Origin of the sequence: Janthinobacterium sp. OK676, assembly GCF_900103595.1 — a bacterium.
In the GTDB taxonomy this organism is placed as follows: domain Bacteria; phylum Pseudomonadota; class Gammaproteobacteria; order Burkholderiales; family Burkholderiaceae_D; genus Janthinobacterium.
In genome coordinates, this window is the sequence record NZ_FNHA01000001.1 from 105,224 (window position 1) to 123,870 (window position 18,647).

At 62.7% G+C, this 18,647-nt stretch carries 19 protein-coding genes; 11 read left to right on the forward strand and 8 right to left on the reverse strand.

Features of this window, described 5'->3' with window-relative positions; all coding sequences use genetic code 11:
* Positions 1 to 25 precede the first annotated feature (25 nt).
* A complete protein-coding gene (locus BLU39_RS00480; protein ID WP_092708180.1) occupies positions 26 to 325 on the forward strand; it encodes a hypothetical protein in 300 nt (99 codons plus the stop codon).
* Between the two features lie 28 nt (positions 326 to 353).
* Here the strand turns inward: BLU39_RS00480 and BLU39_RS00485 are convergent, their stop codons facing one another.
* Together BLU39_RS00485 and BLU39_RS00490 are read right to left on the reverse strand one after the other, a co-directional pair.
* Positions 354 to 743: a DUF6232 family protein gene (locus tag BLU39_RS00485; RefSeq protein ID WP_092708182.1), complete on the reverse strand. Its 390-nt coding sequence runs from the start codon at positions 741 to 743 to the stop codon at positions 354 to 356.
* A 51-nt stretch (positions 744 to 794) separates the two neighbouring features.
* A complete protein-coding gene (locus BLU39_RS00490) occupies positions 795 to 1,217 on the reverse strand; it encodes an AbiH family protein (protein WP_092708184.1) in 423 nt (140 codons plus the stop codon).
* A gap of 88 nt (positions 1,218 to 1,305) precedes the next feature.
* Between BLU39_RS00490 and BLU39_RS00495 the strand changes: the two genes are divergently transcribed.
* Positions 1,306 to 3,465, forward strand: coding sequence for a TonB-dependent receptor (locus tag BLU39_RS00495; RefSeq protein ID WP_254788838.1), 2,160 nt, complete (start codon positions 1,306 to 1,308; stop codon positions 3,463 to 3,465).
* Between the two features lie 43 nt (positions 3,466 to 3,508).
* Here the strand turns inward: BLU39_RS00495 and BLU39_RS00500 are convergent, their stop codons facing one another.
* The gene (locus BLU39_RS00500; RefSeq protein WP_232731079.1) at positions 3,509 to 3,925 is read right to left on the reverse strand and encodes a MerR family transcriptional regulator; all 417 of its coding nucleotides are present in this window, start codon (positions 3,923 to 3,925) and stop codon (positions 3,509 to 3,511) included.
* Positions 3,926 to 4,116: 191 nt separating this feature from the next.
* Between BLU39_RS00500 and BLU39_RS00505 the strand changes: the two genes are divergently transcribed.
* Both BLU39_RS00505 and BLU39_RS00510 read left to right on the forward strand, forming a co-directional pair.
* Positions 4,117 to 5,346: an NADH:flavin oxidoreductase/NADH oxidase family protein gene (locus BLU39_RS00505; protein WP_092708189.1), complete on the forward strand. Its 1,230-nt coding sequence runs from the start codon at positions 4,117 to 4,119 to the stop codon at positions 5,344 to 5,346.
* A 37-nt stretch (positions 5,347 to 5,383) separates the two neighbouring features.
* A complete protein-coding gene (locus BLU39_RS00510) occupies positions 5,384 to 6,205 on the forward strand; it encodes an acetoacetate decarboxylase (ADC) (RefSeq protein WP_217635036.1) in 822 nt (273 codons plus the stop codon).
* A 214-nt stretch (positions 6,206 to 6,419) separates the two neighbouring features.
* Here BLU39_RS00510 and BLU39_RS00515 read toward each other — a convergent pair whose 3' ends face one another.
* The 3 genes from BLU39_RS00515 to arsH all read right to left on the reverse strand — a co-directional run bounded on the left by BLU39_RS00515 (position 6,420) and on the right by arsH (position 8,478).
* Positions 6,420 to 6,911 carry an arsinothricin resistance N-acetyltransferase ArsN1 family B gene (locus BLU39_RS00515; RefSeq protein ID WP_092708192.1) on the reverse strand — a complete coding sequence of 164 codons (492 nt, stop codon included), beginning with the start codon at positions 6,909 to 6,911 and terminating at the stop codon, positions 6,420 to 6,422.
* A 103-nt stretch (positions 6,912 to 7,014) separates the two neighbouring features.
* Positions 7,015 to 7,668 carry an NADPH-dependent FMN reductase gene (locus BLU39_RS00520; protein ID WP_092708195.1) on the reverse strand — a complete coding sequence of 218 codons (654 nt, stop codon included), beginning with the start codon at positions 7,666 to 7,668 and terminating at the stop codon, positions 7,015 to 7,017.
* Positions 7,669 to 7,746: 78 nt separating this feature from the next.
* A complete protein-coding gene (gene arsH, locus BLU39_RS00525; protein ID WP_092708198.1) occupies positions 7,747 to 8,478 on the reverse strand; it encodes an arsenical resistance protein ArsH in 732 nt (243 codons plus the stop codon).
* Between the two features lie 217 nt (positions 8,479 to 8,695).
* On the opposite strand from arsH, the gene BLU39_RS00530 reads away from it, so the two are divergent.
* A complete protein-coding gene (locus BLU39_RS00530; protein WP_232731080.1) occupies positions 8,696 to 9,733 on the forward strand; it encodes a zinc-dependent alcohol dehydrogenase in 1,038 nt (345 codons plus the stop codon).
* Positions 9,734 to 9,909: 176 nt separating this feature from the next.
* Here the strand turns inward: BLU39_RS00530 and BLU39_RS00535 are convergent, their stop codons facing one another.
* Positions 9,910 to 10,197 (reverse strand): YciI family protein, encoded by a 288-nt coding sequence (locus BLU39_RS00535; protein ID WP_092708204.1) that lies wholly within the window; start codon positions 10,195 to 10,197, stop codon positions 9,910 to 9,912.
* A 148-nt stretch (positions 10,198 to 10,345) separates the two neighbouring features.
* Between BLU39_RS00535 and BLU39_RS00540 the strand changes: the two genes are divergently transcribed.
* Positions 10,346 to 12,289, forward strand: coding sequence for a cytochrome c/FTR1 family iron permease (locus BLU39_RS00540; protein WP_175539174.1), 1,944 nt, complete (start codon positions 10,346 to 10,348; stop codon positions 12,287 to 12,289).
* A gap of 36 nt (positions 12,290 to 12,325) precedes the next feature.
* Here BLU39_RS00540 and BLU39_RS00545 read toward each other — a convergent pair whose 3' ends face one another.
* On the reverse strand, positions 12,326 to 13,705 hold the full coding sequence (locus BLU39_RS00545) for an amidohydrolase family protein (protein WP_092708210.1): 1,380 nt from the start codon (positions 13,703 to 13,705) through the stop codon (positions 12,326 to 12,328).
* 148 nt (positions 13,706 to 13,853) lie between these two features.
* On the opposite strand from BLU39_RS00545, the gene BLU39_RS00550 reads away from it, so the two are divergent.
* The 5 genes from BLU39_RS00550 (at position 13,854) to BLU39_RS00570 (ending at position 18,623) form a co-directional block, all read left to right on the forward strand.
* Positions 13,854 to 14,738: a LysR family transcriptional regulator gene (locus BLU39_RS00550; RefSeq protein ID WP_092708213.1), complete on the forward strand. Its 885-nt coding sequence runs from the start codon at positions 13,854 to 13,856 to the stop codon at positions 14,736 to 14,738.
* Positions 14,739 to 14,784: 46 nt separating this feature from the next.
* Positions 14,785 to 15,387, forward strand: coding sequence for a TetR/AcrR family transcriptional regulator (locus tag BLU39_RS00555; RefSeq protein ID WP_092709775.1), 603 nt, complete (start codon positions 14,785 to 14,787; stop codon positions 15,385 to 15,387).
* Between the two features lie 104 nt (positions 15,388 to 15,491).
* Entirely contained in the window at positions 15,492 to 16,301 is an 810-nt protein-coding gene (locus BLU39_RS00560; RefSeq protein WP_092708216.1) for an oxidoreductase, read from the forward strand.
* A 36-nt stretch (positions 16,302 to 16,337) separates the two neighbouring features.
* Positions 16,338 to 17,345, forward strand: coding sequence for an NADP-dependent oxidoreductase (locus tag BLU39_RS00565; protein WP_092708219.1), 1,008 nt, complete (start codon positions 16,338 to 16,340; stop codon positions 17,343 to 17,345).
* A 120-nt stretch (positions 17,346 to 17,465) separates the two neighbouring features.
* Positions 17,466 to 18,623 carry an ABC transporter substrate-binding protein gene (locus BLU39_RS00570; RefSeq protein WP_092708222.1) on the forward strand — a complete coding sequence of 386 codons (1,158 nt, stop codon included), beginning with the start codon at positions 17,466 to 17,468 and terminating at the stop codon, positions 18,621 to 18,623.
* Positions 18,624 to 18,647: the final 24 nt, after the last annotated feature.

An 18,647-nucleotide genomic window follows, 5' to 3' on the forward strand; every position in this document is an offset into this window, starting at 1 on the left:
TAAGTCGCCGGGCATTTATATCCGAATGAAAAAGACAACAACCCGCCGCAAGCCGAAGCCGCCAGCAGCTTATTTTTCCTACCAGCTACGCCAGCCAGCAATCGACCTGTTCGGAGAGATTGCCGTCATTGAGGACGATTTGTACGACTGGGTTGCCGCCGTCGCGCCGCTACACCTCAGCCCCCGCGCCTTTGCCAACTACGTGCGCGGCTATGACGTGGCCGCCAAGGTGCGCCCTGCGAAGCTGCACGACCTATTCGACGCCATCAAGGAGCGCCCGTCCCGCCCACGGCATGCCCGACTGGCCATGAACACCATAATGTAAAGGCCCGCGATTTGCGGGCTTTTACTGGTTAAGCTCGACGCACAATCGCTTGATTTATCGCTTCGACCACCTCGCTTACGAACGGCTTTACCTTGCTTTTCAAAGCACGGCGCTCACCGGAAGCGCTTGCAAGCGTGACCGTATAGTGCGTTCGTTGAAAACACATCCAGATTATTCCCGGAAGCAAGATAATGGCCCAGTGCCAGATAGACAGGTTTGTCAAGTTCTTGCCACTTGTCAGCGCCAATAATTCAAAAATTATGAGCGCCGCAGGCAAGACCCTATTCGGCTTTTTCACCTCAAGCTTGACCGATGTAATGCCACTTATTGCGTGAGTTTCGCCATCGACCATGAAACGGGCATTTGTGACGGTTACCCTGCCATTCGTGTAATACGTGGTTTCTGCTGCGCCGCTCATTGTTTCTCCCGGGAAATGAGATTCAATGTTATCAAGAATTCTCGATTCGGCCTAGGTCTTGTATGCCAACCAATTCAATCGCTCACGTCTTTCCGGCCGATCAACCTCCTCACGGCAGGCTACATGCCAGTCGGCAGTGGCGACCTTGGTTGCACTTAATAACGCTTGTAGATATGGAAGGTCCACATCAGACAGCGAGGGGCCAAACACATATACAGATTCTATGACGTCGAGTTGATTGAAAAACGCTTGGTGTTGAAGGATCAACCTCTCGGAAGGCTTGAAAGTCTGCAAAAAGTAACCGTTTAAGATGCTGTGTGCCTCCATCAGTCTGGTATCAAGCTCCTCAATGTCCTCGCGATCATTGAGAGATTTTCGCTGTGTGGGATTCCAGGCATGGCCAAGGATTAACTCATCGTCCTGCATTTTGGCTTCACCATCCGCATGGCACGAATCATGGCCACCAAAGCGCATCACTCCACGAAATATAGATGGTAATGATTCTCATTTATAGTATAGTGCGCACAGTTTTTCTTCTTATAACCTTGCGCCCATGCCATCGATGCCATCCTCACTCCCAACTCCATTCCCTGCCCATCATCCCCTCGCCGCCCGTCTGATCCTCGCCGGCCTGCTCATTGCCAGCGTGCCACCGTCCGTCTACGCGCAAGCAGTTGCCGGCGTGCAGAACCCTCTCGCCACCGTGGTCGTCACCGGCCAGGCCGAAGCGGATGCCGGCGGGCAGATTGCCAAGAGCGCGCGCTCTGGCATGCTGGGGGAAAAAGACTTGCTCGATACGCCGTTCAGCGTCAACAGCTATACGAGTCAGCGCATGCTGGACCAGCAGGCGCTGACCCTGGCCGAGGTGCTGGGCGGCGATCCGTCCACCCGCTTCACGGGCCAGATCGGCGGCGTCACGGATTCGTTTTTCATCCGCGGTTTTCCCCTCAACGAAGGTAATTTGAGTGAAGTGGCGTTCGACGGCGTGTATGGCGTCTCGCCCAATTACCATTTGTTTACGGAATACCTGCAAAGCGTCGAGGTGCTCAAAGGGCCGGCCGCCTTGCTGTACGGGATGTCGCCGAATGGCGGCGTGGGCGGTGTCGTCAATGCCGTGCCGAAACGCTCGCTGCCGCGCGACCTGACGCGATTGACCGTCGATTACGGATCCGGCTCGCAGGCTGGCGCGGCCATCGACGTCAGCCGCCGTTTCGGCGAGGAGCGGCGCTTCGGCATCCGCTTCAATGGCTTGCACCGCCAGGGCCATACGCCGCTCGACCACCAGACCTCGCGCGCGGAAGTGGCGGCCGTCGCGCTCGACTACCAAGGACAGCGGCTGCGCGCCTCGCTCGACGTGATCGAGCAATACCAGTGGATCGACGCGCCCACGCGCCCCTTCCTCGTGGCCGCGCGCCTGCCCGTGCCGGAAGCGCCCGACGGCCGGCGCAACATCGCCCAGTCCTGGGGCTGGTGGAAATCCAACGACCTGGCCACCCTGGGCAAGATCGAATACGATGTGAACGATAAGGTGACCGTGTTCGCCGACGTGGGCGGCACGCGCTCCGACGTGTCGCGCTATTCGGACCAGACGCCGACGATCACCAGCGCGGCCGGCGACATGACGGTCACGCCCATGAACTGGAAATTCCGCGTACGGCGCGCCAGCGGCGACACGGGCGTGCGCACGCGCTTTCGCACGGGCGGCGTCGAGCATGCGCTGGTCGTGATGGGCAATGTCTACCGCGACGAGTTTGGCAGCGTGAGCAATTCCGGCAAGCTCATCACCTCGAACATCTACCATCCCGTGGCCGTGCCCGATCCCGGCATTCCCGCACCGGCCCGCGTGCCGAAACTGTCCGCGTCCACCCTCTCCAGCCTGGCCGTGGCCGATACGCTGGACATGCTGGACCAGCGCGTGCAGCTGACCCTGGGCGTGCGCCGCCAGCTGGTCGAATCGAAAAACTACCACGCCACCAGCGGCGCGCTGACCACGCACTACAAGCAAGGCGCATTGACGCCGCTGGCCGGCATCGTCGTCAAGCCGCTGCGCCACGTGTCGCTGTATGCGAACTATATCGAGGGCTTGAGCAAGGGCGATATCGCCCCGAACATCGCCGACAACGCGGGCCAGGTCTTCGCGCCCTACAAGAGCAAGCAGTATGAAGTGGGGACGAAGGCCGATTTCGGCGTCGTGCTGGCGACCCTGGCCGTGTTCCAGGTGACCAAGCCCAGCGGCCAGTTGTATGGCAAGGTCTACAGCATGGATAGCGAGCAGCGCAACCGGGGCCTGGAGCTGAACCTGTCCGGCGCCGCCAGCAAGACCGTGCGCCTGCTGGCCGGCATCACCGTGCTCGACGGGCGTCTGGTGAAGACCAACAACGCCGCCACCATGGGCAAGCGCCCCGTGGGTGTGCCGACCTCGATGGCCAACCTAGGCGGCGAATGGGATCTGCCGTACTGGCCCGGGTTGACGGCCACGGGCGCCGTCAGCTACACCAGCAAGCAGTTTGTGGATCAGACGAATCTGCAATCGGTGCCGTCGTGGACCAAGGTCGACCTGGGCTTGCGCTACCGCACGGCCATCGCCGGCAAGGCGACGACCTTGCGCGCCGGCCTGATGAACGCCTTCGACCGCCATTACTGGGCCGGCGTGGCCTCGTATGGCACCGTTTCGCAGTCGGCGCCCCGCAGCATGCAACTGTCGGCGGCCGTGGATTTCTGATTTGTCGATGCGCTTGCCGCAGGCTTGACTGCCTTTCCTTGATTTAATTTTTACTGCCTATGCCCATGCTTTCCATGACCCTGGCGGCATTGTCCTTGCAGTCCACATCATCGGGTTTTGCATCGATCAGTTGAATCAGGGATAAAAGATGGGCCTTGTTCTGGGCCAATCGCACTTCCAGCGATTCGATATCGGCAATCTTCTTTTTCAGTGCGGCCATCAGCTCATCATGTTTCCATGATGAGCTGTCCTCTGGCAAGACTTGCTTGATTTCGTCCAGGGAAAAGCCCGCCTGCTGCGCGTCGCTGATGATGGACAGTACCGCCACCGCTTCCAGAGGATAGTCGCGGTAGCCATTCGATTGCCGGCTCACGGCTTTCAATAAGCCCCTGGATTCGTAGAACCGAATCGTGGAGGCCGCCAAGCCGCTGCGCTTGGCCAATTCGCCAATTTTCATCATTTCCCCGCTGATTTTTTGTGCTTGCCAGTCCGTGTCATTAGGACGCCATGCTCAACTATAAGCTTGAAGCCAGCTTCAATGTCAAGCGGCGGATGATGGCGCAAGAGAGATTGTAATTTTTCCGATTCAGGACTTGACCTTCAAGTTAGCTTAAAGCTTATCGTGAGGCTATCGCAACCTTGGAGATCAGCATGAAACCCTTTACCGCACTGACATTACCGAATGGGACCGTCGTTCCGAACCGTCTTGCCAAAGCCGCCATGGAAGAGAACATGGCCGACAACGATCACGCGCCCTCGGACGAGCTGATACGCCTGTACCAGTCGTGGGCGGACGGTGGCGTCGGCCTGATGATCACCGGAAACGTGATGATCGACCGCCGCGCCATGACGGGGCCCGGCGGCGTGGTGCTGGAGTCCGAGCAATTTGGCGCCCGCTTCGAGCAATGGTCGCGCACCGCCCGTTCACGCGGTGCGCAGATCTGGATGCAGATCAACCATCCGGGGCGCCAGATGCCTGCCGCCCTGGCACAGGAAACCATGGCGCCGTCAGCTGTGCCCATGGACCTAGGCAACTTTTCCAGGCAATTTTCGGCGCCGCGCGCCATGACGGAGGCCGACATTGCCGACGTGAAACAGCGCTTTGTCAACAGCGCCCGGCTGGCCGAGCGGTTTGGCTTTACGGGCGTGCAAATCCATGCCGCGCACGGTTACCTGATCAGCCAGTTCCTCTCCCCTCTGACCAACCAGCGCACCGACCGCTGGGGCGGTTCGCTGGAAAACCGGGCGCGGCTGCTGGTCGACGTCGTCAACGAGGTGCGGCAGGCCGTCGGCAAAGGCTTTGCCGTCGCCGTGAAGCTCAATTCGGCCGATTTCCAGAAAGGCGGCTTCAGTTCGGAAGATGCCAAGCAGGTCGTTTCCATGCTCAATACCCTGGGCGTGGACCTGATTGAATTGTCCGGCGGCAGTTATGAAGCCCCTGCCATGCACGGCCAGACCCGCGACGGATGCACCCTGGCCCGCGAAGCCTATTTCCTCGAGTTCGCCAAGGAGATTGCCACGGTGGCCAGCATGCCCATCATGGTGACGGGCGGCATACGCCGCTATCAGGTGGTGCAACAGGTGCTGGACAGCGGCATTGCCATGGCAGGCATGGGAACGGCCTTGGCACTCGACCCGCAGCTGCCTGAAGCATGGCGTTCCGATCAATCGGCAAGCCCCTTGCTCCGGGCCATTACGTGGAAAAACAAGGTGCTCTCGTCCATCGCCTATATGGCGATGGTCAAGTACCAGCTGCGGCGCCTGAGCCAGGGCAAGCATACCCGGCCCAACGTGGCGCCTGCGCTGGCGCTATTGATACAGCAATGGGACACCACCATCCGCAACCGGCAGTATCGCCGGCGGATGCATAGCGGCTGTTAATGGAATTTTTCCCAATCAAACATGGAAGGTGCAAGCAATGAACATGAAAATCGCCGCGGCGGTATCCGGACTGGTGTTGAGTATTGCCGCAAGCCCGTCCCGGGCGGAACACGCTGTCGAAAACAGGCAGCTCATCATCGATATCGCGGGCCATGCCGTCCCGGTGGCCGCCGGCGGCCTGTATGACCGCTTTCGCTCGAATCCGCCTTTGTCCGTCATCGCATCGGAAGCGCCGGAGCTTGACCTGAGCTGGTTCAAGGAGATGCAAAAAGAAAAGGTGTCCATCGGCTTTGATTCGTATTCGCCGAACTTCTATTACAAGAACCGCAAGATCACGGCCGTATTTACAGCGGACCTCGCGCGCCTGAAGGAGCTGATGCCCGAAGACATACTGAAGCAAGTCCAGCCCCTGCAAGTATGGCCAGGCCAGGGCGCGGTGGCATTGACGGCCTATGCGTATGAGTACTGCGACAACGACAGCTACAATGAAATTTCATTGGCGATTGTGACCAACAAGCCCGGCACCACCAGTTTTGGCCCGTTCACTTTACTGGGCCAGTCGCTGTCCAGTGATTTCTGGGGCTATGTGCTCAAGCTTCCCGTCAACACGGAACTGGCCAGGGTGCGTGGCGTGGTTGGCTACAATCTGCCCAAGTGGCTGACCGGTATCGAGGTGAAGGAAACGGACGCAAACGTTTCCTTTGAAGTCATGGATAGCGTAACAGGCAAGCTCGATTTTGTTTTTGCAGGCAAAAAACTGGCCGACCTGTCGCACACGGCCGATGTGGTGAGCAACAGCTTCACCAACAAGAATGGCACCGGGAAACTCACGTATGGCTATGCCCTTCCCGCCAGCTGAGCCACGCGTCGAGCACGAGTGCGGAATCGGTCGACCTGAAGCTGGGCGACGGCAGCTTCTCCACCTATATCAAGTCATTGAAGCTGGGGAAGATGATGAAATATGAATACGTGCCGGAATTTCAAAGCGCGCTGTATGCGCCGAAATCACTAAGAGACCTCGGTGTCGAAAAGTGATTTGTTGAAAAGCCGCCAGGTGAGCAGCAACGTAGCGTTTACTCGTCCTGTAGCTGCAACTCCCAATACCCCACGTCGATCCACCGGTCGAATTTACGGCCGACCCGCTTGAACATGGCCACTTGCTCGAATCCCAGGCGCTCATGCAAGGCGACGCTGGCGTTGTTGGGTTGTGCGATGCCGCCGATGACCACCTGCAGCTGCCGCTGACGCAAGTCATCGATGAGCACGCTGTACAGTTGCCGGCCGACGCCTTGCCCCACGCATTCGTGCGCCACGTACACCGTCGATTCGACGGAAAAACGATAGGCACTGCGGGCGCGCCAGGGCGTGGCGTAGGCATAGCCGAGAATCCCGTCGTCGCGCTCGAAAACATACCACGGCAACTGCGCGCCGACAGCGGCGATACGCTGGGCCATCTCGTCGCTGCCAACCACCTGCTCTTCGAACGTGATGGTGGAGCTGCTGACGTAATGGTTGTAAATCGTGGCGATCGCGCCGGCATCGGCGGTAGTGGCAAGTCGTATCATCAGTGGGATCCAAATAGACGTGAAGTGGCAGGAAGGAACTCGGCCGTAAACTATGCACGGCGCCGCAAGGTGTCATTCTGGCAATAATTCGCCATATGCGACCTCACGGCGCATTGCGTTGAGAAGGATCGCGCAGGAAAGCCGGCGAAGGCCCTGTTCCTCCCGATCGCTCCCGCTCCCGCCTAGCGGCCTCGGCCCACCAGGTCAGCTGGGAAAAGGTGCGCTCGAAATAGGAAACCCAGCGCGTGCTATCGACTTCAGGCGCAAAACTGCCATCGGCAGCAAAAACAGTATGTGCGGCCGGAATATGGATCATGGCCGACACCGGCAAACAACCCAGCTCGGAGAGAAAAGCGCGCATGCCCACTGCCGCACGCACGCCACCCCACTGCCCTGCCGAATAAGTCACGATGGCACTGGGCTTGAAAGCAAACAGGGAACTTCCAAAATGGTTCAGTAGATGCGCCAGCGCCGGGCTCATTGAATGATTGTATTCGGGGCTGACCATCACATACCCGTCGGCGCCGGCAATCTCACTGGCCAGGTGCTCCAACGGCAAGGGTGCGCGTCCTTTCGCATAGGAAAAGTGCGGTTTGAACACATCACCCAGGTCGTAATCGAATGGATCGATGAGCACCACGTCGTGGCCATCTTGACTGCACTGCGCCGCGCAGGCTTTGGCGACACGCTCGCCGAGACGCGCCGGCTGGGGCGGCGTGCTTGTACGTATTGAGCCAAGAAACACCAAGATTTTCATGCTGTCCTTTCAAACCAGGAATTCGACTGCGTCATCGTAAAGTGGCGGCCGCGGCGTGCGGGCCGCGATGAAAACAGCCTACTTGCCCGGCGTTTCGTGCTCCATGGCCGCCGCGGCGAGGGCGCGCACGTCAAGCGGCATGGATTCCTTGCGCTCGCTGTAGCGGCTGGTCAGGTAATCGGAACGGTCGCGCACCACCAGGGTGAATTTATACAGTTCTTCCATGACGTCGACGAGGCGGTCGTAGTATGGCGACGGCTTCATGCGGTCGTTATTGTCGAACTCCTGGTATGCCTTGGCAACGGACGACTGGTTCGGGATGGTCACCATGCGCATCCAGCGGCCCAGCACGCGCAAGCCGTTGACGGCGTTGAACGATTGCGAGCCGCCCGACACTTGCATCACGGCCAGGGTGCGCCCCTGCGTGGGACGCACGCTGCCCATTTCCAGCGGCAGCCAGTCGATCTGCGACTTGAACACGCCCGTCACGGCGCCATGGCGTTCCGGGCTGCACCAGACCTGGCCTTCCGACCACAGCGACAGTGCGCGCAGCTCCTGCACCTTGGGGTGGTCGGGGCTGACGCTGTCGACCATGGGCAAGCCGTGCGGGTCGAACACCCGCGTCTCGGCGCCGAAATGCTGGAGCAGCCGCTCCGCTTCCAGTGTCAGCAAGCGGCTGAACGAGCGTTCGCGCAGCGAACCGTACAGCAAGAGGATGCGCGGCGCATGCGTGGACACGGCCGGCGGCGCAAGTTTGTCGAGGGTCGGCGTGTCGAGGTGGGCCGCGCTGATGTTGGGCAAGTCATGCATGGTGGGTTTCCCTTTCAATTATTCCATAATAGTCGAATTATGGAATTAATGTAAGTCTGTTTCATATCTCGGCCTATCTCATCCCTCCCGGCATATGTTGATGTGGATCAAACATTTTTTATATCGTGTGCAGCAGAATGTGACCGTACGCAAGCCTGTGTCGAGCAGACCATGGCTTGCGCCCTGCACTACGCCTATCCACTTCATAAGGAATACCATGACACCCACTACCATGAAAGCCGCCGTTGTCGAGCAACTGGGCCAGCCGCTGGTGCTGCGCGAGGTGCCCGTGCCGGTGCCCGGCCCCGGCCAGATCCTCGTCAAGACGGAAGCGTGCGGCGTCTGCCACACGGACTTGCATGCGGCGCGCGGCGACTGGCCCGTCAAGCCGTCGCCGCCGTTCATCCCCGGCCACGAAGGCATCGGTCTGGTGGTGGCCGTGGGCACGGGCGTGACGGAAGTGCAGCTGGGCGACCGCGTCGGCGTGCCTTGGCTGTACTCGGCTTGCGGCCATTGCGAACATTGCCTGGCGGCCTGGGAAACCGTGTGCGCCGAGGCGCAGTTTGGCGGCTACACGAAGAATGGCGGCTTTGCCGAATACATCCTGGCCGATCCGCGCTACGTCGCGCATATCCCGGCGGGTCTGTCCGCCGTGCAGGCGGCGCCCATCATCTGCGCCGGCGTGACCAGCTACAAGGGCATCAAGGAAACGGGGGCGCGGCCCGGTGAATGGCTGGCCGTGTCCGGCATCGGCGGACTGGGCCACCTGGCCATCGAATATGCGCTGGCCATGGGCTTGCGCGTGGCGGCCGTCGATATCGACGACGGCAAGCTGGAGCACGCGCGCGCCCTCGGTGCCGAAGTGACCATCAATGCGCGCCAGGGCGACCCCGTCGCGGCCCTGCGCGAAGCGACCGGGGGCGGCGCCCACGGCGTGCTGATCACGGCGCCGTCGCTCGACGCCTTCCAGCAAGGCGTGGCGATGACGCGCAAGCGCGGCACCTGCGTGCTGGTGGGCTTGCCGCCGGGCGACTTCCCGACGCCGCTGTTCGACGTCGTCGCCAATTGCGTGACGATACGCGGCTCCTTCGTGGGCACGCGCCAGGACATGGCCGAGGCGCTCGCCTTTGCCGCCACGGGCAAGGTCAAGGCCGACGTGGAACTGCAGCCGCTGTCGGCCATCAACGACATCTTCAGCCGCCTGGAACACGGCAAGGTTGCCGCGCGCGTCGTGCTCGATTTCAGCGGCAAGTAAACGCCACGCCAGCATTCCGGCGTGTCGTGCGACGGCAATGACATTGCCGTCGCCAGAGGGCTGTGCGCAAAGCCTGCGTGCGGCCAGTCGCCCTGCTTCCTCCGTTCCTTTCCACGCTGCTGCGCATCTGGTCGGCAATATCGACCAGGGCACGCCGCAGGCTCAATGGCTGTCGCTCAGCCAAGAACAGCTTCGACACCAACAGCAAACTTGTTCGGATTGAACTGAATGACTTGATAAGTCGCGATGTGCTCCCGATGGAAGGGATCTTCCGCAAGCACGCCATCCAATTCCTCACGGCTCAGGCTTTTCACGAGGATGGCACCTCCTGTTCGCGGCACCTGGGGACCGGAAGCTAAAAAATGCCCTGCGGCATAGTGACGATCAAGAAAACTGCGATGCTCCTCAATGTGAGCCTCGATGGCTGCCAGCGGTTGAACGTAATGCAGAAGGACAATGAACATACGGCTCCTCAAAACTCATTGACAGGGTAAGCAAGCAAGTATGACAGAGATGCCCCGCTATTTACGCCCGCGAACGCCCGTGTGCCGTTGACACCCCGCGCGGTCTGTCCTATAGTCCCCGGGTTGACGATAAATGAGAATGAGAATCATGTTCAGTTCTATCAAAAAATGGCTCGTGTGCTATCCGCTCGTGGCCGCCAGCCTGTTGCTGGCCGGTGGCGCGCACGCGCAAGCGACCGATCCCGGCGCTGGCGCCAAGCAGTTGTGGCAATTGATTGACTACGTAGCCGTCGATTACAGCGGCGCCGTCGAGCACGGCAAGGTGGTCAGCGAGGCCGAATACGCGGAAATGCTCGATTTCACGGACAACGCGACGACGCAGATCGCCGCCCTGCCCGCCCACGCCTCGCAGGCGGCCATTGCCGCCGCCATCGCCGACCTGCGCAAAGCCGTCGTCGCCAAGGCCGATGGCGTGGAAGTCAAGCGCCTGGCGCACCACGCAAACGGCTTGCTGATTGCCGCCTACCCGATACCCGTGGCGCCGAAAGTGCTGCCCAACCTGGCGCGCGGCGCGGCCCTGTATGCGGCCCAGTGCGCGTCGTGCCACGGCGTGGCCGGTGGCGGCGACGGCCCGCTGGCGGCCAGCCTGGAACCGAAACCGATCGCCTTCACGGATGGCGACCGGGCGCAGTCGCGCAGCCTGATGGCGCTGTACCAGGTCATCTCGCAAGGCGTGGCCGGCACCTCGATGGCCAGTTTCGGCCAGCTGTCCGACAACGAGCGCTGGGACCTGGCGTTCTACATCGGCGGCATGTCGCACGATGCGGCGGCCAGCGCGCGCGGCGAAAAACTGTGGCAGGACGATCCACGGGCCAAGAAACTGTACGCGGACCTGGCCGCCGTGACGACCCTGACGCAGGAGGCCGTTGCCGCCAAGCTGGGCGCGGAAGAGGCGCAAGCCTTGACGGCGTATCTGCGCAGCCATGCCGACAAGGCCGAGGCGCACAAGCCGGCCGGTCTGGCGCTGTCGCGTCTGCGCCTGGCCGAAAGCCTGGCCGCCATGCACGCGGGCGACCGCGCGAACGCCACGCGCCTGGGCCTGTCCGCCTACCTCGATGGCTTCGAGCCGATCGAACCGATGGTGGGCGCGCGCAACAAATCCCTGCTGCTGGCCGTGGAAAACGCCATGCTGGCCTATCGTTCCGCCGTGGCCAAGGGCACGGTGGCCGACGCCGAAGCGGCCGGTGAAAAACTGCAGCAACTGTTTACCCACGTGGAAGCGGAACTGGGCGACGCCAAGGCCGACCCGATGACGACCTTCGTCGGCGCCCTGACGATCCTGCTGCGCGAAGGCGTGGAAGCGCTGCTGATCGTGATCGGCATCATCGCCTTCCTGCGCAAGGCCAAGCGCAAGGACGTGCTGCCTTATGTGCATGCGGGCTGGGCCAGCGCGCTGGTGGCGGGCGGCCTGACGTGGGTGGCGGCGACGTATCTGGTGACCATCAGCGGCGCCAGCCGTGAAGTGAGCGAAGGACTCGGTTCCGTATTCGCGGCCCTGGTCCTGCTCAGCGTGGGCTTGTGGATGCACCAGAAGAGCAGCGCCGGGCGCTGGCAGGAATACCTGCACGAGAAACTCACGGCCGCGATGAGCCGGCGCTCGGCCTGGGGCCTGTTCGCCCTGGCCTTCATCGCCGTCTACCGCGAAGTCTTTGAAACCGTGCTGTTCTATTCCGCCCTGGCGGCCGACGGCAATGGCGGCGCCCTGCTGGGCGGCTTCCTGGTGGCCATCGTGCTGCTGGTCGTGATCGCCTGGGCCTTGCTGCGCACGAGCGCTCGCATGCCGATTGGCAAGTTCTTCTCGTGGACGTCCGCCTTCGTGGCCGTGCTGGCCGTGATCTTGATGGGCAAAGGCGTGGCCGCGCTGCAGGAAGCGGGCTGGATCGGCGTCACCCCCGTCGACTTCATGCGCATCGACCTGCTGGGCATCCTGCCGACCCTGGAAACCCTGCTGGCGCAGGCGGCCATCCTGGCCATCATCGTCGCCGGCTATGGCTGGAACCGCGTTTCCGCAGGCAAGCGCAAGCTGGCCTGATCCTTCGCGGCACGGGCAGCGTCCAGCGGGCGCTGCCTACGCCGGGTGGATCGGCGCGAACGACTCGGCAAACGGATCTGGCTCGTAACCGGCGGCACTGAACAGGTGGCCACAGGATTCGTCGATGGCGGCGCGCAGTTGTGCCTGATCGACGCCCAGCACGACGCCGCCGCGTTTGCGCACGCGCCCGCCAATGATGACGGTATCGATATTGCTGCGCTCAGCCGCGTGCACGACCGTACCGATGGCGTTATTGACAGGATATACATTGAGGTCGCCCGTGCGTATCAGCACCAGGTCGGCCTGCTTGCCTGGCCTCAGACTCCCGATACGCTGTTCCAGCCCCGCCACCGCGGCACCGTCGATCGTGGCGGCCTCGAGCAAGCGGAAGGCATCGGTGGGCGCGGCCGCATGGCGATGTCCCTGGCGTCGCCCCATTACCCGTTGCAGGTAGAACGCCACGCGCATTTCCATGAACATGTCGCCGCTATACGAGGTCTCGTTGTCGACACTGAGGCCAGGACGTATGCCGTGCTGGTGCGCCGCCTGCCAGGCGTTCATGCCATCTTCGATGCCATAGTGGGCATCCGAACGCGGGCATACGTTGACGCGCACGCCCGCCTCGCGCAAGATGCGCCAGCCCGCTTCCGGCAGGCAGGTGCAGTGGTTGAAGATGTTGTCGCCGCCGAGCAGCCCCTGCCGGTGCAGACCTTCGAGTTCGGCCGCCATGCCAGCGCCAAAAAACTCGGTCACGATGGGAATGCCCAGTTTACGGGCGACGGCCCACTGCTCCGGTTCCAGCTGCGCCATCATGGCCAGCGTCACCAGGCTGTCGGGATCGCTGAAATATTTTTCCTGCAGGCGCGCCAGGTTGCCAGGCCAATGCGCCTTGTCCCAGTCGCCCGAAACGGGCGCCCCTGAGGCATGCACGGCGCGGATGCCCGCATCGAGCAGCGCTTCGACCGCCGCGTCGGCGTGCGCCGCCGTGCGGCTGTTGTGGGAATTGTCGATCACGGTCGTGATGCCGGCATCGATGCAGCCCAGGGCCGTGAGCAGGTTGCCTACGTAGATGTCGCGCGGCCGGTAGTATTTGGCAAACGAGAAATGCGTGGCGTTGCAATAGTCCTCGAGCGTTGCCGCATTCGGGTTGATGCGGCGCAGCTGGCCTTCCCAGGAATGGCGATGGGTGTCGACCATGCCGGGAATGGCGATCATCTGCGTGGCATCGATCACTTCCGCACCGTCGGCTTGCAGGTTCTGGCCGATGGCGGCGATGATGCCTCCGGCAATCAGGATGTCGCCCCTGGACAAGTTGCCGACCTTGCCATCCATGCTGATGATGGTGGCGCCTTTGATCAGCATCTTGTGCGGGGGCGGAGCCAGCGGAGCCAGCAGTTGAGAGGCTTGTTCAGACATGCTTGATTCCTGTCGCAGTTAATGAATTGCACGCAGTCTAGTGCAGGCCAGCACAGGGAAAAAGTAGCGCCCTGCGTTTTCAGCATGCGGAAAAACCGAACAATGTTGGGTTATAGTGCCGTTTCCCCTACTGCTACGAAGACAACACATGGACCGCGTACAAGCAATGCAGGTATTCCTCCGCGTGGTCGAGAGCAAGAGTTTCGTGCGCGCGGCAGAGACCCTGGGCCTGCCCGCGTCATCGGTCACGGGCATCATCAAGCGGCTGGAAAAGCATTTGCAGACGCGCCTGCTGAACCGTTCCACGAGAAACCTCAGCCTGACACCGGAAGGCGAGCGCTACTTTCAACGTTGCCGCGAGATCCTCGACCTGATCGCCGACACCGAAGCGGGCCTGCAAGGCTCCAGCGAGCGCCCGCAGGGACGCTTGCGCGTCGATATGCCTGGCGGCATCGCCCATGCCGTGATCCTGCCCCGGCTGGCGCAATTCCAGCAGCGCTATCCGGACATCTACCTGATGATCGGCGTCAATGACCGCCAGGTGGACTTGATACAGGAAGGCGTCGATTGCGTGATCCGCACCGGCAGCCTGGAAGACTCGACCCTGGTCGCGCGCCGCCTGGGCGAGCTGCGCTGGATCACCTGCGCGGCGCCGTCCTACCTGGCCGAACACGGCGTTCCCGCAAGCCTCGAGGATTTGCCGGGACACCGGGCCGTCCACTACTTTTCCGGTACGCCGCGACGGGGCAGCGAGTTGCATTTCATCGACGAGGGCGTCAACGTCGCCGTGCCCCTTCCCGGCACGGTCGCCGTCAACGAGACGGGGCTGTACGTCGAGCTGGGCCTGGCCGGCCGCGGCTTGATGCAGCTGGCCGAGATTCTGGTGGCCTATCATTTACAAACCGGGGCATTGGTCGAGGTGCTGGCCGACAGGCGGCCGGCGCCCGTGCCCGTATCGCTGCTCTACCCGCATCAGCGCTTTCTCTCGCCGGCGATGCGGGCGTTCACCGACTGGACGGCCGGGCTGTTCTGAGCTGTTCCGAGCACCTCGCGTGCACGCTGTTGAAAATTGCGATATGATGGCCATCATGCAGAACTCATCCAAAAAAGCGTCGGCGCAAAGCCGCAAGGAAGCCACCCACGAACGCATCGTCGAAGTGGCCACGCGCGCCATCCGCCGCAGCGGCTATGCGGGCACGGGCGTGGCCGACATCATGAAGGAAGCGGGCCTGACGCACGGCGGCTTTTATGCGCACTTCGCCTCGCGCGATGCGCTGCTGGCCGAAGCGGGCGACCGCGCGGGGGCCGAAGCGGTGGCGCTGGCGGCCAGGGTGGCTGCCGCCGCCCCACCCGGCCAGGCGCTGCAGGCCATGCTGGCCGCGTATCTGTCGCCCGAACACGTCGCCGCCATCGAGGTGGGCTGCCCCGTCTCGGCGCTGGGTTCGGAAATGCCGCGCCAGGCACCCGAGGTGCGACGCGCCGCCACCATCCATATCAAGGAAATGATCGACCTGTTCGCGCGCCAGTTGCCGAACTGGGGCCAGCCCGAAGCGCATGCGCAGGCCATGGCGACGGTGTGCGCCATGATCGGCACGACCATCCTCGCGCGCGCCGTGGACGAACCGGCCCTGTCGGAGGCGCTGTGCGCGGCCACCCTGGCGCAGTTTCAGGCAAGCAGCTAATTGCCCCGCCCGTGGCACCGATCCGTCACGGGCTTTTTTTGAAACAACAATATGATGATCGTCATACTTTGTATCCAACGCTGTCAACCACTGAAGGAACTGTCATGAAAAACAAGAAGATTGCCCTCGTCACCGGCACCTCGTCAGGCATCGGCGCGGCCACGGCCCGGCGCCTGGCGCAGGCCGGCTACACGGTGTACGGCACCAGCCGCCGCGGCGCACAAGCATCCGGCTCCGGCCATGCGATGCTGGCGCTCGACGTCACCAGCGATGCGTCCGTCGCTGCCGCCGTGGCGGAGGTAATACAGCGCGAAGGCCGCATCGACCTGCTGGTGAATAACGCCGGTTTCGGCGTGGCGCCGGGTGGCGCCGAGGAAAGCAGCGTGGCGCAGGCGCAAGCCATCTTCGACACGAATTTCTACGGCGTGCTGCGCATGACCCTGGCCGTGCTGCCGCACATGCGGGCGCAGGGAGGCGGGCGCATCCTCAATATCGGTTCCGTCCTGGGCTTTTTGCCCATGCCTTACGGCGCGCTGTATTCCGCCACCAAGCACGCGATCGAGGGTTACACTGAATCGCTCGACCATGAAGTGCGTGGCTGGGGCATCCGCGCCAGCGTCATCGAACCGGCCTACACGAAGACCACGTTCGAAGCCAATTTGCTGGCGCCCGATACCCCGCTGTCCGCCTACCGGCAAGTGAGCGCGGCCGTCACCAGCCGCTTGCAAACGCTGATGGCCGGCGCCGATGAGCCGGCCATCGTGGCCGACGCCATATTGGCGGCGGCGCAGGCAAGCCAGCCGAAATTGCGCTACACGGCCGGGCCGCTGGCGGCGCGCTTGCGCCTGATGCGCCGTTTCATGCCCGCCGCGCTGATGGACGCCGGCTTGCGCAAGGACCTGCGCCTGGCTTGATCTCCTGCGCCTTTTTCAGCCTTCAGAAAGAACATCATGCAAGCTTTGCAACTTAAAAAATACGGCGGCCTCGATCACGCGGCGTTTGTGGAACTGCCCCGCCCCACGCCCGGCCCCGGCGAATTGCTGGTGCGGGTGCACGCCGTGGGCCTGAACCCCATCGACAACCTGATCCCCAAGGGCGACTTCAAGCCGATCTTGAAAACGCGCTTGCCGGCCACCCTGGGCAGCGACCTGGCCGGCGTGGTCGTGGCCGTGGGCGGCGGCGTCACGCGTTTTAGAGTGGGCGACGCCGTGTATGCGAGCATTTTCGATACGCCCCATGGCAGCCTGGCCGAATTTGCCATCGTGCCGGAACAGGCGGCCGCCCTCAAACCGGCCAACCTCGATTTCGTGCAGGCGGCGTCGATCCCCATGGTGGGCCTGACGGCGTGGCAAGCGATGCACGAACGCATGCAGCTGAAGCCGGGCCAGAAAGTGTTCATCCCGGCCGGTTCCGGCGGCATCGGCACGTTTGCCATCCAGCTGGCAAAGTACCTGGGCGCCCGCGTGGGCACGACCACCAGCACGGCGAACGTGGAACTGGTGCGCGGCCTTGGCGCCGACGAGGTCATCGACTACAAGAAACAGCCGTTCGAGGACCTGCTGCGCGATTACGACGCCGTGCTGGGCACGGTGCGCGGCGACGGGCTGGAAAAGGCCCTGCAGATTGTCAAGCCGGGCAGCCACGTCGTCTCGCTGATCGGCCCGCCCGACGCCGCCTTTGCCCGCGCGCGCGGCATGAACGTGGTGCTGAAACTGGTGTTTGGTCTGCTCAGCCGCAAGATCATCGGCCTGGCGCAGCGGCGCGGCGCCAGCTATGCCTTCCACTTCGTGCGCCCCGACGGCGGCCAGCTGGCGCGGATCGCCGCCTTGCTCGAAGCGGGCACCATCCGTCCCGTCATCGACGGGGTGTTTCCCTTTGCTGAGGCGAAACAGGCGCTGGACTACCTGGCGCAGGGCCGCGCGCGGGGCAAGGTTGTGGTGCAACTGCCCGTGTCTTGAGGCGTATCCGGCCTGCTTTCCGCGCTGTGACTATGTGTGAGTTTTGCGTTGGCAATTTGCTCCATACTCGTTGTCAACCCTATACCTCTTGATATCGGTCAACCTGAACAAAGGTAGCTCATGCGCTTTTTCCCGGAATGCTGCTGGCTGACTATCATCCTCGCGGCCGGCGTGGTTCATGCCGTCGAACCGGGCGTCACCGATACGCACATCCGTCTGGGCATGGTCAATGCCCAGACTGGGGCGGCGTCTGGGCTGGGGAAGGCCATGCTCGACGGCGCGACGGCCGTGTTCCAGGAAGCGAACCTGCGCGGCGGCATCCATGGCCGCAGCATCGAACTGGTGGTCGCCGACGACGGCTACGATCCGGACCGGGCCATCAGCGAAACGCTCAGGCTGGTCGAGGAAAAACAGGTGTTCGCCCTGTTCGGCAACGTGGGCACGCCCACCACCAACGCCGTCATACCGATCGTCCAGGAAATGAAGGTGCCGCTGGTGGGCGCGTTTACGGGCGCGATGACCTTGCGCCGTCCCGTGGTGCATGAAATCATCAATTTCCGCGCCAGCTATGACGATGAGTCCGATGCTCTGGTGCAATATTTCGCCAGCCGGGGCGTCAAGCGCTTTGGCGTCCTGTACCAGGACGACGGTTTCGGCAATGCCGTGCTCGACGGCACCGTGCAGGCCCTGCAACGGCGCGGCATGGAACTCGTCGCCAAGGGCTCGTTCCAGCGCGGCACCACGGCCGTCAAGGCGGGACTGGCGGCCCTGATCGGGCACGACCTGCAAGCGGTCATCATGGCCGGTCCCTACACCCCGGTGGCGGCGTTCGTGCGCGAAGCGGGCCAGGCCGGACTGAAGGCGGCCCTGTCCACCGTGTCCTTTGTCGGCACGGACAGCCTGCTGCAACTGCTGGGCACGGAAGGCAACAACATCGTCATTTCGCAGGTGGTGCCCCTGCCGGAAGACCGCGCGCTGCCCATCGCCGCCGACTGCGCCGCGCTGCTGGCCAAACATGTGCCGGCGGCCAGGCTGTCTTTCGTCAGTTTCGAAGGCTGCATCTCGGCCACCCTGATGGTGGCGGCGCTGCGCCAGACAGGCACCGACCTCACGCGCGAGCGGCTGATCCGGAGTTTTGAAACGTTCGACCGGCGCGACCTGGGCGGCATGCACGTGACGCTGCGGCCCGACAACCACCAGGCATCGACGGCCGTTTTCCTGACCCGCATCGCGGACGGCAAGATCGTACCGGCCGACCCGGGGCCAGGCGCGAAATGATGCGCGCCCAGTTTTCCAGCCCGC